At 54.7% G+C, this 13,669-nt stretch carries 17 protein-coding genes; 6 read left to right on the top strand and 11 right to left on the bottom strand.

Going from position 1 to position 13,669, the window contains the following annotated elements; genetic code table 11:
* Window positions 1-145 precede the first annotated feature (145 nt).
* Window positions 146-1,720: a nif-specific transcriptional activator NifA gene (gene nifA / locus ACSZO4_RS04410; RefSeq protein WP_437887635.1), complete on the bottom strand. Its 1,575-nt coding sequence runs from the start codon at window positions 1,718-1,720 to the stop codon at window positions 146-148.
* On the bottom strand, window positions 1,717-3,204 hold the full coding sequence (nifL, locus tag ACSZO4_RS04405; protein WP_437887634.1) for a nitrogen fixation negative regulator NifL: 1,488 nt from the start codon (window positions 3,202-3,204) through the stop codon (window positions 1,717-1,719). Before nifL ends, nifA begins: the two co-directional genes overlap by 4 nt.
* A 358-nt stretch (window positions 3,205-3,562) precedes the next feature.
* On the opposite strand from nifL, the gene ACSZO4_RS04400 reads away from it, so the two are divergent.
* Entirely contained in the window at window positions 3,563-4,093 is a 531-nt protein-coding gene (locus tag ACSZO4_RS04400; protein WP_437887633.1) for a flavodoxin, read from the top strand.
* A 56-nt stretch (window positions 4,094-4,149) separates the two neighbouring features.
* Here ACSZO4_RS04400 and ACSZO4_RS04395 read toward each other — a convergent pair whose 3' ends face one another.
* The 3 genes from ACSZO4_RS04395 to ACSZO4_RS04385 all read right to left on the bottom strand — a co-directional run bounded on the left by ACSZO4_RS04395 (window position 4,150) and on the right by ACSZO4_RS04385 (window position 5,667).
* Window positions 4,150-4,563: a helix-turn-helix domain-containing protein gene (locus ACSZO4_RS04395; RefSeq protein ID WP_437887632.1), complete on the bottom strand. Its 414-nt coding sequence runs from the start codon at window positions 4,561-4,563 to the stop codon at window positions 4,150-4,152.
* Entirely contained in the window at window positions 4,560-4,877 is a 318-nt protein-coding gene (locus ACSZO4_RS04390; protein ID WP_437887631.1) for a type II toxin-antitoxin system HigB family toxin, read from the bottom strand. The genes ACSZO4_RS04395 and ACSZO4_RS04390 overlap by 4 nt, the downstream gene beginning before the upstream one ends.
* A gap of 157 nt (window positions 4,878-5,034) precedes the next feature.
* Entirely contained in the window at window positions 5,035-5,667 is a 633-nt protein-coding gene (locus ACSZO4_RS04385; protein ID WP_437887630.1) for a LysE family translocator, read from the bottom strand.
* Window positions 5,668-5,867: 200 nt separating this feature from the next.
* Here ACSZO4_RS04385 and ACSZO4_RS04380 point away from each other — a divergent pair, with 200 nt between their 5' ends.
* The 5 genes from ACSZO4_RS04380 (at window position 5,868) to ACSZO4_RS04360 (ending at window position 8,792) form a co-directional block, all read left to right on the top strand.
* Window positions 5,868-6,629 (top strand): isocitrate lyase/PEP mutase family protein, encoded by a 762-nt coding sequence (locus ACSZO4_RS04380; RefSeq protein ID WP_437887629.1) that lies wholly within the window; start codon window positions 5,868-5,870, stop codon window positions 6,627-6,629.
* Window positions 6,616-7,698: a bifunctional transcriptional activator/DNA repair enzyme AdaA gene (locus ACSZO4_RS04375; protein ID WP_437887628.1), complete on the top strand. Its 1,083-nt coding sequence runs from the start codon at window positions 6,616-6,618 to the stop codon at window positions 7,696-7,698. The genes ACSZO4_RS04380 and ACSZO4_RS04375 overlap by 14 nt, the downstream gene beginning before the upstream one ends.
* Window position 7,699: 1 nt before the next feature.
* Window positions 7,700-7,996 carry a hypothetical protein gene (locus ACSZO4_RS04370; protein ID WP_437887627.1) on the top strand — a complete coding sequence of 99 codons (297 nt, stop codon included), beginning with the start codon at window positions 7,700-7,702 and terminating at the stop codon, window positions 7,994-7,996.
* Window positions 7,997-8,133: 137 nt separating this feature from the next.
* Window positions 8,134-8,373 carry a FitA-like ribbon-helix-helix domain-containing protein gene (locus ACSZO4_RS04365; protein ID WP_437887626.1) on the top strand — a complete coding sequence of 80 codons (240 nt, stop codon included), beginning with the start codon at window positions 8,134-8,136 and terminating at the stop codon, window positions 8,371-8,373.
* Window positions 8,373-8,792: a type II toxin-antitoxin system VapC family toxin gene (locus ACSZO4_RS04360; protein WP_437887625.1), complete on the top strand. Its 420-nt coding sequence runs from the start codon at window positions 8,373-8,375 to the stop codon at window positions 8,790-8,792. Before ACSZO4_RS04365 ends, ACSZO4_RS04360 begins: the two co-directional genes overlap by 1 nt.
* A gap of 49 nt (window positions 8,793-8,841) precedes the next feature.
* Here ACSZO4_RS04360 and nifM read toward each other — a convergent pair whose 3' ends face one another.
* From nifM to nifU, 6 genes are read right to left on the bottom strand one after another with little or no spacing between them, the layout of a single operon-like run.
* A complete protein-coding gene (nifM, locus tag ACSZO4_RS04355) occupies window positions 8,842-9,630 on the bottom strand; it encodes a nitrogen fixation protein NifM (RefSeq protein WP_437887624.1) in 789 nt (262 codons plus the stop codon).
* On the bottom strand, window positions 9,627-10,070 hold the full coding sequence (locus ACSZO4_RS04350; protein WP_437887623.1) for a nitrogen fixation protein NifZ: 444 nt from the start codon (window positions 10,068-10,070) through the stop codon (window positions 9,627-9,629). The genes nifM and ACSZO4_RS04350 overlap by 4 nt, the downstream gene beginning before the upstream one ends.
* Window positions 10,067-10,324: a nitrogenase-stabilizing/protective protein NifW gene (locus ACSZO4_RS04345; RefSeq protein WP_437887622.1), complete on the bottom strand. Its 258-nt coding sequence runs from the start codon at window positions 10,322-10,324 to the stop codon at window positions 10,067-10,069. Before ACSZO4_RS04345 ends, ACSZO4_RS04350 begins: the two co-directional genes overlap by 4 nt.
* Before the next feature lie 2 nt (window positions 10,325-10,326).
* The gene (gene nifV, locus ACSZO4_RS04340) at window positions 10,327-11,469 is read right to left on the bottom strand and encodes a homocitrate synthase (RefSeq protein ID WP_437887621.1); all 1,143 of its coding nucleotides are present in this window, start codon (window positions 11,467-11,469) and stop codon (window positions 10,327-10,329) included.
* A gap of 14 nt (window positions 11,470-11,483) precedes the next feature.
* Window positions 11,484-12,686, bottom strand: a complete 1,203-nt coding sequence (nifS, locus tag ACSZO4_RS04335) for a cysteine desulfurase NifS (RefSeq protein ID WP_437887620.1) — start codon at window positions 12,684-12,686, stop codon at window positions 11,484-11,486.
* Window positions 12,687-12,720: 34 nt separating this feature from the next.
* On the bottom strand, window positions 12,721-13,545 hold the full coding sequence (gene nifU / locus ACSZO4_RS04330) for a Fe-S cluster assembly protein NifU (RefSeq protein ID WP_437887619.1): 825 nt from the start codon (window positions 13,543-13,545) through the stop codon (window positions 12,721-12,723).
* Window positions 13,546-13,669 lie beyond the last annotated feature (124 nt).

Here is a 13,669-nt window from a genome sequence, read left to right as displayed (position 1 = left end):
TCATAACCTCCTGCTGCAAAAGCTGTACCGCACATTGCTCTTATAACTTACTGAAAAACAAAAAGATAAAAATACCACTCTGGCTGTTATTTGTCGTAATTGTGGCGTTTGGCTGACAATGTGTTGAATGTCACAATTTTACTCTTCAGATCCTCGGCAAGGTAATGTCCATGGTTTGAATACGATAGGCCACCTGGCGCGGCGTCATTCCAAGCAGACGCGCGGCCTTGGCCTGCACCCATCCGGCCTTTTCCAGCGCAGCAATCAGACGCTGACGTTCATCAAGGGAATTATCAAGCCACGAATCCTCTTTGACCGGGGCGGCGGGTTTGGGTCGCGGCATGTTTTCCTGGTGATGAAACATCACCACATCCCGGTCAATAAGTCCGCTTTCCGACATTACCGCGGAACGTTCCAGACAATTTTCCAGCTCACGCACATTCCCTGGCCAGCTGTAGCCCATCAGCAAACGGATCGCGCCATCGCTGATGCGCAGCGTGCGTCCCTGGTGCTGGGCGATTTTGCGCACCAGAAAATGCGCAAGTTCGGCGATATCTTCCTGCCGTTCCCGCAGCGGGGGCAGAGAGATGGGCATGACGTTCAGGCGGTAGTAGAGATCTTCGCGAAAATTGCCCATCCGCACCTCTTCCTCAAGGTTGCGGTTGGTCGCGGCAATAATCCGCACGTTGACGCGCAGCGTTTCATCACCGCCAACGCGCTCCATTTCGCCTTCCTGCAAAATACGCAGCAGTTTGGCCTGAAAAGAGGCGCTGCTTTCGCCTATTTCGTCAAGAAACAGGGTCCCGCCATCCGCCAGCTCAAAACGCCCCTTACGCTGACGCACCGCACCCGTAAAAGCGCCTTTTTCATGGCCAAACAGCTCGCTTTCCAGCAAGGTATCCGGCAGCGCCGCGCAGTTAAATTTGACGAAGGGTGCCGCCGCGCGGGGTGAGTTATGGTGAATGGCGTTGGCAATCAACTCCTTACCTGTACCGCTTTCGCCACGCACCAGCACGGTAGTGTCCCAGCGCGAGACCTGGCGAATGATCTCCATGGTCTGCTGCATCGCCGGGCTTTTGCCGACCATATTCTCAAAGCCGAACGGTCGTGGAGCATTGCATCCCCGCTGCCGTTCGACCTGAGCCACCACGGTTCGTGGGCTGGCAACCGTCGCGGCGGGCGTCATCAGCCGCACCGTTTGCGCCACCAGGTTGGCGACAGTTTCCAGAAAACGGGTGCAGGAGGGCAGTCGCTCTTCATAACGGGCCATGGGTTGCGCCGCCAGCACGCCAATCGGCGTCGAGCGCGGCCCCATCAGCGGCACGGCAATAAAAGGCAGGTTGTAATCATATAATCCCAGCCGGTCGAGAAAACGCTGGTCGTCGGCGACGCGCGGCAGCACCAGCGATTGCCCCTGAGATAATACTGTCCCCACCAGTCCTTCTCCGGGGCGATAGCGAATTTGCGAGCTGCCGGGGATCAGCTGCTGGTCGGCTTCCTGTAAGGCCTCAATATTGAGGATCTCATGCTGGCTGTCATACAGGCACAGCATGCCGTGCTGCATAAAGGCGTCGTTGTGTAGCACACACAACACTTCCTGTAACGTCTGGCTTATTTCGGTTGCCCGGCTCAGCACCACGCTAATGCGCTGCATAGCGGTGAACTGCTGGGACAAATCAAAACGCCAGACGGTCGTGCCCGACTCGGGTCGCTGGGTCATCGTGAGCCTCCGGTCAGTGAATGAAATAACGGGAATCGCAGGGTCAGGCAGGTTCCGCCTTCAGGACGGGAATTCAGTTCTATCGCGCCGCGATGATGAGCGACCAGGGTCTGGATAAGCCGCAGCTCCATCCCTTTGCCTGGGGCATTAAGCGCATCCGGCGAATGGGTGTAACGCACCTGAATAAGCGGCACATTGTCGCTTAGCCATAAAGAGAGCCATCCGTCCTCTTCCCTGGCATAGATCTGGGTATAAAGGGTGAAATCGCTCAGCTCGTCCGCCAGCGAGACGGTTCTGTCGAGCCACAGACTCAGACAGGCCAGTATCTGGGTGCGCTGGCCAAAGCCCACCAGATGCGGTGAATCCAGTTCAACGCTCAGATTCTGTCCGTCGTTATAGCGGGTGTGATAAAGCGCACGCAGGTCATCAAACAACGATTGCAGAGGCCAGATGTCGCTCTCTTCCTGTGCCAGAGAAGGGCGGCAGCGTTGCAGGCGCGCCATCGCTTCTTCCCCTTCGCGCCAGGCGGCATCAAGCGCCACATTATTACCGTCATTGCCGTTCAGTCGCCGGGCAGCGGCCAGCATATTGATAGGGCAGTTGAGTTGCACCAGCGCGGCATCCAGCGACTCGCGAATGGCGGCCAGCAGTTTGCCGGTGGTCATCTCCTGCTTGAGCCGGTCAAGGCGTCCCTGTTCCTGCTGTTGCTGCTGCTGAGTACAGTCGGTTACCACTACCAGCGTGCGGGGCAGTGCAGTATCAATAAAGTAACGGCTGGCCTCTTCACTGACGCCCGGCAGCGCCCAGCAGGTCACTGACAGCCAGCGCACATTGCCGCGCAGCACCAGCGGGAGAACCTGCCCGGCGTAGAGATCGGTTTTACGGGCAGAAAAATCCAGTTCGGTCAGCAGCTCTTTGCCGCCTAAGTCAGCGCAAAAGGTTTTGTAGGCGAGGTTATCCATCACAATGCGATCATTTTCATTGACCACCACCACCGCCGCCGGGATGTTGTTGAGTACCGACTCTGACATGGTCATATGATTGCGCAGCCGTTGTTCCAGGGCATAGCTGGCGCTGATGTCCCGCTGCATCGCCAGATAATGCTGCAATTCCCCACGCTCATTAACCACCGGGGTGATGTCGATTTCCGCCAGATATAAGCTGTTATCACGCCGCCGGTTGATAAGCTGACCGCGCCATGGCAGACGCTGTAACAGCGTTTGCCACATCTCCTGATAAATGACTTTAGGGGTTTGCTGACTGGCAAGCAGTCGATGATTTTGATTTAACAGCTGATCAAGGCTGTAGCCCGTCTGGCGGCAAAACGCCGGGTTTGCATAAAGAATGCTGGCATCGGGATCGGTCAGAGAAATGGCGATCGGAGCCTGCTCAACCATCGTGAAAAACAGTCCGGGATGTTGAAGAGACAGAGCGCCGGCAATCTCCTGCGGCGCGCTGGCATCCATCATCAAATTAAAGGCCATCACAAGCTCCTGTAGTCAGGTTCGTTAATGTCGCACTTGCAACAAATTGTGCAGGGTTGCGACATTCACCCGTTGAATATGTCGGGCGACATTAACCATGCAATCTGTAAGCCCTTTTGACCTTTTTCGCGCCTAAACCTTGATCCTGACTGGTAAAACAGGTGGATTTAGGACAAAACCCGCAGCAGCGGGAGAAAGCACGGCATCAGAATGCACAAAAAAGCGGCAGCGCTGGCGCCTTCGCAGCCCACTCTGGTGCAAATAAAGCACCAGGAAAACCTGGCATAACCTTCGCAATACCCTTTCAGACCACCGCCCTTTGTCGGCGGACTTTTCCTTATTGATGACAGGAGCGCGTATGGCTAACATCGGCATTTTTTTCGGCAGTGACACGGGCAAAACCCGCAAGATAGCGAAGATGATCCAGCAAAAACTGGGGGACGTGGCTGATGCGCCGGTCAATATTAATCGCACAAGCCTTGATGCCTTTCTGGCCTACCCGGTGCTGGTTCTCGGCACGCCTACCCTGGGTGACGGCCAGTTGCCGGGGCTGAATGCCGGGTGTGACAGCGAATCATGGGGTGAGTTTCTCGATCAACTGGCAGGGACCAGTCTTAGTGGCAAAATTGTGGCTTTATTTGGCCTTGGCGACCAGCAGGGTTATCCGGACAATTTCGTCAGCGGTCTGCGCACTCTTTATGATGCGGTGATTAGCAGCGGTGCTCAGGTGGTTGGTACGTGGCCCAACGAAGGCTACGAATTTTCGGCGTCATCTGCGCTGGAAGACGGGGAGTTTGTCGGACTGGTGCTCGATCAGGACAATCAATATGATCTGACCGAAGAGCGCGTGGATAGCTGGCTGGAACAGATTAAACCGCAAATTCTTTGATCCATTCGCCCGGTAGCGTTTTGCTTACCGGGCGAATGACTCCCGCCATCCGTCGATTACAAGAAAAGTGCCGGAGAAATATCAAATTTCACCGCCAGTTTTTTAATGTGCTCCAGTGTTAACTTCCGCTCACCGCTGAGGATGCGTGAGACCATTGATTTTGTACCAATTTCTTGACGGAAATCAGAGAGGGTTAAATTATGTGTGTCGATGAGCAGGCGCAGTAACGTTACACCTTCTGGCATCGCATCAGCTTCCGCTTTAAAGGCCACCAGTTCTGGCTGTTTTTCTTCCCAGGCTGAAATACGCGCGGTGAGTATTTCAACCAGAGGGTTATTAGGATCGTTCAATAGCAGATAATCCACCAGGCTAAGTGCGTCTTTGTAGTCCTGATCATTGGTGTTCTCACCCAAAAAAGGAACGGCAGCAACAAGAGCGTTACCTGCATTAATTGCCTGCGTAATATTCACTTTTTCTTCCCCTTGCTACGATGTTGCGCGATGAACCGATCATACTCTTTATGCGTAAAAATATGGCGGACATAAAATTTTTGGCTTTCGAAGAAGATCAGTGCGATTAGCCTTAGCTCATTGTTTGCCAGATTGATGACATAGTGTTTATCGAGATACTTGAAGTTATCCAGTGATGGAAAGACCTTGCGCAGCTCTTCCGGATTAGGGAAGTAGCCTTTTTCGATAAATTTACGCGCTTCTACGATTGCCATCCGTTGCTGAGGAAAGCGCTCTGCTGCATCCAGCAGATAGCGTGCTGTAATTAAGTGCATATAATCGTCATCCGTTGACTAATTGGCAACTAATTTATACCGCAGGCAAAAGAGAGTCAATGTTGTGGACTAGTCATTGTTGGAAGACGGGGAGTTGCTTGTTCTCTTCACCTGGCAGCGTTTTGCTTACCGGGCGTAATATTCTCAAACGATGAAATTAGCGGCGAGATTCGCTGAGGATTTTCACCGCGAGCGCGCTCAACACACCGCCCATGACCCAGCGTTGAATTAACGCAAAGGATGGTTTTCTGATTAAAAAACCGGCGATGGTGCCTGCCGATATAGCGATGAGGGCATTGACTGAAACACTGACCGTTATTTGCGTTATGCCAAGCATCAAAGACTGAGTCAGGACATTACCCTGCACCGGATCGATAAACTGCGGTAACAGGGAGAGATACATCACCGCAATTTTTGGATTTAAGAGATTGGTCAGAAATCCCATCATAAACAGCTTTTGCGGCGTATCTTTGGGCAAATCCCGAACCTGAAAGGGCGACTTTCCTCCCGGACGCACGGCCTGCCAGGCAAGCCATAGCAAATACATCGCGCCCGCTATCCGCACCGCATCGTAAGCGTAAGGAACCGCCATCACTATTGCGGTGATGCCGAAGGCCGCACAGAGCATATAAAAAACGAATCCCAACGCGACGCCGCCCAGTGAAATCAAACCGGCAACACGCCCCTGGCAGACAGACCGTGAAATCAGGTAAATCATGTTCGGGCCTGGGGTTAAAACCATTCCGAGTGAAAGCATGGCAAATGCGAGGAGGTGAGTGGTCTCGGGCATAGTTATTCCCTGTACAGAGCATTGAGATGATGTGAGTAGCCAATCATACCTGAGCGGGTTGGGATTGAATAATCAGGAAAAGATCTGTATTCCGGCCGGTGATGCCGTGAACCAGCAGAAAAATGCTCGTCCAATTTTCGGTTGTGAGCCGTACTGCTAAAAACGCACACTCAGGCCAGACCTCACAACCGGAGAACATCATGAACTTTCAGGCACTTCATCAACAAAACAGTCCCTTACAGCTTGCCAATGTCTGGGATGCAGGCAGCGCCCTGGCAGCAGGTCACGCAGGATATCAGGCCATAGGTACGTCCAGTGCGGCGATTGCCGCGATGCTGGGCTATGACGATGGTCAGAACATGGATTTTGACGCGTTATTGTTTATCGTATCGCGCATCAGAGCGGTGGTTGATTTACCGCTCAGCATTGACCTGGAAGCCGGTTACAGCGAGACGAACGACGGAATAATCGAAAATATTCAACGCCTTAAGAATGCAGGCGTGGTGGGTATTAACCTCGAAGACAGCCATGTGGTTAACGGGGAACGCCGACTTGATGATGCGGCAACCTTCGCCAGCACACTGCGCACACTGGTTCAGGCCTGTCCTGATATGTTCTTTAATGTGCGAACCGATACTTTTTTACTTAATCATGACAATGCGTTAGAACAAACGTTGTTCCGCGGGCAGTTATACGAAGAGCAGGGTGCCAATGGCTTTTTTGTCCCCTGCGTGACCCAGGCGGAGCACATCACCGCAATAGTTCGCGACGTTAAACTGCCCCTGAATGTCATGTGTATGCCTGAACTTGCGGACTTTGTAACTCTCGCTTCGCTGGGTGTGAAACGGATCTCGATGGGCAATTTCGTCCATAAGGGCATGCAGGCCAGGTTGCAGGACATGTTAAATACCATTCAACTGACTCAATCATTTAGTGACGTTTTTGCCCATGAAGATTACTGACATTTCCCAGTGTGATATCTGGTACCAGGCGTTGCTTAATCGGGCCGTTGAGTTTACCGGGGTCTTTTTTGTCGGCGTAAAAACGACGGGCGTTTTCTGCCTCTCTGTCTGCCGGGCGCGAAAACCAAAACGCGAGAATGTCGAATTCTACAGCGACCTGAAATCAGCGCTGGATGCCGGCTTCCGCCCATGTAAAGTCTGCCGTCCCACGGAAAACGCCAGTACAGCGCCAGGCTATATCGAACAGGCGCTGGCGCTGGTCCGGCAAACGCCGAAGCAACGTATCAGCGATACCGATTTGCGCCTGCATAACATTAGCCCGGAGCGTGTGCGGCGCTGGTTTTTGCAACATCACGGGATCACCTTCCAGGCATTTCAGCGGATGCAACGGGTCAATGTGGCCCTTCAGGAGTTAAAAGCAGGGCGCACGACAACGGATGTGGCATTCGACAATGGTTATGAATCACTGAGTGGTTTTGGTTACACCTGTAAAAAACTGACCGGTAGCGCCCCGAGCGAATCGCAACAGGTGATTTTGATCCACCGTTTTACCACGCCATTAGGGCCGATGTTTGTGTGTGCGACCGGACGCGGTGTCTGCCTGCTGGAGTTTGTGGACAGACGTATGCTGGAGACGGAATTCAGCGATCTTCAGCGTTTGTTCAACGCCAGGATTATCGCCGGGGAAAACGAGCACACCCGCCAGGCGCAGCGTGAGGTAGGGGAGTATTTTTCCGCTCAGCGCCAGGCCTTTGATCTGGCGCTTGACACCCCCGGCAGCGAATTTCAGCGCAGCGTCTGGGAGAAGTTAAAAGAGGTGAGTTTCGGCCAGACGGCTGATTATCAGTCGGTGGCGGTCGCAATGGGGAAACCCAACGCCATACGAGCGGTTGCGTCAGCCAATGGCGCCAATCGGGTGGCTTTGGTTATCCCCTGTCACCGTATTATTGGCAAGGATGGCTCAATGACCGGTTACGGCGGCGGTATTGCCCGCAAAAAATGGCTGATTGAGCATGAGGCGCGGATCGGCAGTAAAAATGTAACACTACAGCCATTGGCTTCGGAGTAATGTGCGAATATTTCTCAGGCTTTCATCCCTTGTAATCTACGTTTTGCTGCTGCTGTTTATTTTCCTTGTGACGGAAGATAAGTATTCCCTCATCTATAATTTAGACCCATCTATACCTGATGGGTCTTTTATTGATAACAGTGATGGCAGCGGCAAGGAGTTGGGGGCAGTTAGCCTGGGCGTAATCTTCTTACTGCAGGCCATCGTCTTCTGTTTTTCCCCTGACAAAAAATGGCGGGGCGCTGCGGTGCTCCTTGCTGCGCTGGCGGCCATTTTGTATATGGTCAGAGTCGGGTAGCGTAACAGAGTTGCTATCACGAGCGGCGAATTTGCCAGACAAAACAAGATGAACGATGTTTTTTATTCAATCTGGACAGAAAGTCATCGTTAAATTATGCTGTCAATGATAGCAATGCAGTCAATGGGGAGGTGTTTATGGCAACAATTACTATCCGTAATCTTGACGACGAATTAAAAGCGAGTTTACGTATAGCAGCGGCTCTTCATGGCAACTCAATGGAAGAAGAGGTACGCAATATTCTGCGCCAGGCGTTACAAACGCCACAACCCAAAGGAGGGCTGGGCAGTCGGATTAACCAGCGTTTCAGGAGCATTGGTGGCGTCGAACTGGACATTGCCCGACCTGACCTGCCCAGAGCTGCGGATCTTGAATAATGATTATTCTCGATACCAACATTATTTCCGAAGTGATGCGCAATCAGCCTGAACCTGCGGTACTGGCGTGGCTGGATGCACAGAATTCAGGTCAACTGTCGATTACTTCGATAACGGTAGCAGAAATATTGTACGGTATTGCTCGTATGCCTGAAGGCCGTCGTAAAAATCAGCTATTTACAATGGCTGAAAGTATGTTTGAAGAGGAATTTTCGGGGCGCTTACTGGCGTTCGACGAGCATGCTGCTGTCTTTTATGCAAAACTCGTTGCGCAAAGAGAGGCCAGCGGTCGGCCCGTCGGGATGGCAGATGCACAGATAGCAGCCATCTGTTGCTGCTATGATGCAACACTGGCGACTCGCAATATCAAGGATTTTGAAGCATCAGGGATTAGGCTGATTAATCCTTTCATTTCATAATGATCCGGACTGTGGGATTTTGCGTATCAGCCCGGTCTTCAGATTTTAACTACATCGTCGCCAGCAGGCGGGCCAGCCATTGCTGCTGCCACTGTTGCTGGCTCTGACGCCACAAAAATTCCCGCGCCTTGTCCAGTGCCTCAGCCTGGGGCATTGGCTGTGGCTGACGAATACCTTCACACCACAACAGATGCCAGCCCAGTTCGGTCTCAACCGGCGGGGTCACGGCGTTTTCGGCCAGCGCAAAGAGCGCTGACTCAAGCTGCGGGTAGAGCAAACCCCGGCTGATCCAGCCTAATCTGCCGCCTTCAAGGGCGCTCGGGCAGTGGGAATGGCGCTGGGCGAGACGGGAAAAGGCCTCGCGCGAGGTCTGGATCTCCCGGTAAAACTGCATTGCCTGGCGACGCAGCGTCTCCCGGTCATTGTCTGTCGTCAGCAGCAGGTGGTGGGTGAGTCGCTGCTCCGGACGCATAAATTTCTCCGGGTGTTGCTGATACCAGGCCAGCACCGTTAAATCATCAGGCACTGCCACCTGTTGCGTAATCCGTGAAAACTGTAATTCCATCAGGGCGTGATGATGAACCACCGCCTCGCGATCGGCCTGCACGAGACCGCTTTCATCAAGCAGCGTACTGAGTGACGCGGCGATGGTTTCGCACAGCGCTGGCGTAACCGTCAGCCCCTCGGCCTCGGCAATAATCGCCTGTTCCATAAAGCGCTGGCGCGACCAGGCCTGTTCAAAGGCCTCACGATCGGCGGGCGCAATATCATCAGGTTCACACTGCCAGCGCGTCCGGGCCAGTCGCCGCTGGCCGAACTGCTCCCAGGCGGCGCTCATTGCGCACTCTCCAGTAAACGCAGAGCCGTGGCGGGGACCTGAAACCAGCGTCCGTTAAACGTGACGGTGTAACTATTTCCGTCTTCGCCCTGGTCCGTTCCCTCGATACGCCCGACGTCGCCGGTAGCCACAACCACCTCGTTGTTAACGGCGAGAGGCTGCAGACTAGTGACGTTGTCACCAAATTGCAGCATCCCGGCATGCCAGGGATGGCTGGCAGGCAGCAGCTCCTGCTGGCGGCAACCCACCACTAAATCGCAATCCAGAAAATGCACCTGATAGATAATCTGATCCATCAAAAACGTTCCCCATTCCCGGACAAAGCCCGTACTTCCGCGGCGGATCAGGACCTCACCACGCTCAAAACCCTGCATGGTGCCATCATTACGGATAGCACGGGTCACCCGGACTTCATCGCCATAAGCAAAAAGATGCTTCATGCTTCACCGCCGTGTATTTGTTGCTGATAGCTTTCGCTCAGTAGCCGCCGGGCCAGTAACCAGGGGGCGCGTGGGTCGTCCTCCAGCAGATTGCGCAGGGGCACGTTGTCATGCAGTTTGCGATGAAAGGTGGTCAGCACGGGCAGGCAGCGGTTGCGCAGCGTCGTGGATTCATAGGGGACGGAGAAAAACTCAAAAAAGGATTCGGCGCTTTCCAGCTCATCAACGCCGGGGATCTGATAAAACCACTCCATATTCAGCCCCTCATGCACGCAGCGGTGTCGCCGCATAATGCGTCGTAAATCGCAATCAGCTCATCATCTTGCGGCGTGCGTTTCCAGCTTTCCGCAAAGCGGCGGATCGCCGGGAGCAGCGCGTCAATCTGCAGAGCATCAAGGTGATAGCCCATCCGGGTAAACACCCCGTCGACCGCCTGGCGGCCGGAATGCTTGCCCAGCACCAGCCGGTATTCGCGGCCCATCACCGCCGGATCAATGGCCTGATAACTTTCCCTGTCCTGCAACAGGGCAGCGACGTGCACCCCGGATTCATGGGTAAAGACCTGCTCGCCCACCAGGGGCTGCTGGGGATCAATGCGGCGCTCGGCGGCATCCGCTACAAACTGACAAAGCCCCGGCAACTGACTGAAATCAATGCCGCAATCAATGTTGAGGCAGCGGCTCAGACTAAGCGCCACCGTCTCCAGGGCCGCATTGCCGGCACGTTCCCCCAGCCCCAGCACCGTGGTATTGACGCTGGTTGCCCCGGCCCGCACCGCCGCGAGCGTGTTGGCGGTCGCCAGCCCCAGATCGTTATGGGCATGCATCTCAATTTCACCGGGCCAGAAGGTGCGCAAGGCCATAATGCGCGCTGTGGTACTGAACGGGTCGAGAATGCCTAAGGTGTCGGCAAAGCGCAGCCGTTGCGCACCGGAATGTTGCGCAACCTTTGCGATCGTCCGCAGGGCTTCGTCATCGGCACGGGACGCATCTTCACAGCCAATACAGACCCGCAGCCCCAGTGAGCGGGCAAAGGCGGTGAGGCTGCCTAAACGTTCAAGCAGCACCGGAAGCGATTCGCGTAATTTGTATTTTTGCAGCGTCGATGAGGCCGGAATAGAGATGTCCACCCAGTCCATACCGAGATCGGCACTCTGGCTGATTTCGTCGTGGCTCAGGCGGCACCAGGTCATCAGGGTTGCGTCAGGCAGATGACGGCGAACCTGGCCAATCCGGCTGCGTTCCTCTTCCCCCATCGCTGGCGTACCCACCTCCAGCTCCGGCACGCCAGCGGCATACAGCGCTTGCGCAATGGCGATTTTTTCCCTGGCGCGAAAAGCGACGCCAGGGCTCTGCTCGCCGTCGCGCAGGGTGGTGTCGTTAATGATTACCGGGGTCATCGCCACCTCCATGATTAACCGTAAACCGGGGAGAAACCGGCTTCAGCCGCAACAGGTTTGCCGTTCTGCCAGTAAGGAGAAAGTAACCGCAGCCGGTCAATGATCGGCGGCAGGCTGGCAATCACGTACTCAATCTCTTTTTCCCGCGTGTAACGTGAGAGTGAGAAACGAATGCTGCCGTGGGCGGCGGTGTAGGGAATGTCCATTGCCCGCATCACATGTGAGGGTTCAAGAGAGCCGGATGTGCAGGCGCTGCCGCTGGAGGCGGCAATCCCTAGCTGATTAAGCAGCAGCAGGATGGCTTCCCCCTCAATATATTCAAAAGCCAGATTGGCGGTGCCGGGCACCCTGGGTTGGTTGCCCCCCATCACCATTACCGAGGGGATAGCGCTGACCAGCTCCTCCTGAAGGGTATCGCGCAGCCGGGCGATGTTCGCCATACCGGGCAGATGGATCTGCGCCAGTTCGCAGGCGCTCCCCATGCCGACAATACCGGCGATATTCTCTGTTCCGGCGCGTCTGCCACGCTCCTGATGACCACCGCGCAGTAAGGGACGAAAACGCGTGCCACGGCGCAGATACAGGCAACCAACGCCTTTTGGCCCATGGAGTTTATGCGCCGAGCAGGAGAGCATATCGATACGGGTGCTGCTGAGCGCCAGCGGAATTTTGCCCACCGCCTGCACCGCATCGCAATGGAAGAGCGCGCCGTATTCGTGGGCCATTTCCGCCATAGTTTCTACCGGAAAGATCACCCCGGTTTCGTTATTGGCCCACATCACGCTGACCAGCGCCACCCGCTGACTGAGCACCTGCTGGTAGTGGGCCATATCCAGCGCGCCCTGGCTGTTCACACTGATACGATGGATAAGATAGCCCTGACGCTCCAGGTGTTCGCACACCTCAAGCGTGGCAGGGTGCTCAACGGTGGTGGTAATGATTTCCCGCCGCTCTGGCATCAGCTCGACGCTGGCGAGGATTGCCGTCGACGTGGCCTCGGTGGCGCAGGAGGTGAAAATGATTTCGCTGGCATGTTCAGCCCCCAACAGGCTGGCAACCTGCTGATGAGCACGCTCCAGCGCGCCGCGCGACGGAGCGCCAAAATCATGAATCGAAGAGGGGTTGCCATAGTGTTCGGTTAAAAAGGGCATCATGGCTTCCAGCACCATAGGATCGATGCGGGTGGTGGCATTATTATCGAGATAAACCTGTTTCATCGTTAATTTCCCCTAATGGCTAAGGTCACGCGGCTCAGGCCGCAACCACTTCCATAAAACACCCGGTACGCTCCATGAGTTTTTGCTGTAACCAGGCCAGCGTCATGTCGGTCATCATGCAGCCGGAGCAACTGCCGGAAAGGTTGACGGTGACTTTATGGTTGGCCACGTTCACCAGCGACATATCGCCGCCATCGGCCTGAATATGCGGGCGCAGCTCGGTAATGGCGTCCACCACTTCCTGCCAGTGTTCGTCTTTTTGTGCAATAAAAGTGATGGGGATGGCTTGCTGTTCGGCGAGGATATCCGCCAGCGCCAGCTCGATTTTTTCATGGCAGGAGGTGCAGCCGCCGCCGGCTTTGGTGTAGTTAATCACCTCTTCGAGGGTGGTCAGTCCGTTGGTCAGCACCGCCCGGCGGATATGGCCTTCATCAACGCCAAAGCACTTACAAATCAGTTTGCCTTCTTCGTGGTCGTCATCAATGGTTTCGCCACGGTAATCGGCGATGGCGGCCCGCAGCGCTTCCTGACCCATCACCGAGCAGTGCATTTTTTGCGGCGGCAGGCCATCCAGGTAGTCGGCGATTTGCTGATTAGTGACCGACTCCGCCTCTTGCAATGTGCGGCCGATAATCAGCTCAGTCAGCGCGGAGGATGAGGCAATGGCGCTACCGCAGCCGAAGGTCTGAAAGCCGGCTTCGAGGATGGTTTCACTTTGCGGATCGACCCGCAGCATCAGACGCAGCGCGTCACCGCAGCTGATGGAGCCCACATCGCCCACCGCGTTGGCATCAGCCACCACTTTGGCGTTGCGGGGATTAAAAAAATGATCTTTCACTTTCTCTGAATAATTCCACATGCTCAAAGCTCCCAGGATTATGACGGACAGCGCAGGGCGCATTACACCGCGTTAATCAACAGCGGGTACAAAAGCAAAGCAAAAGCGATACCAGAAAGGAAATATGATATTTATCATTGAGTTA

The organism is Phytobacter sp. V91 (genome assembly GCF_965644225.1).
GTDB lineage: Bacteria > Pseudomonadota > Gammaproteobacteria > Enterobacterales > Enterobacteriaceae > CBFFRJ01.
Note: the sequence above shows the minus strand (reverse complement) of the source record. Positions and strands in the feature narration are given on the sequence as shown.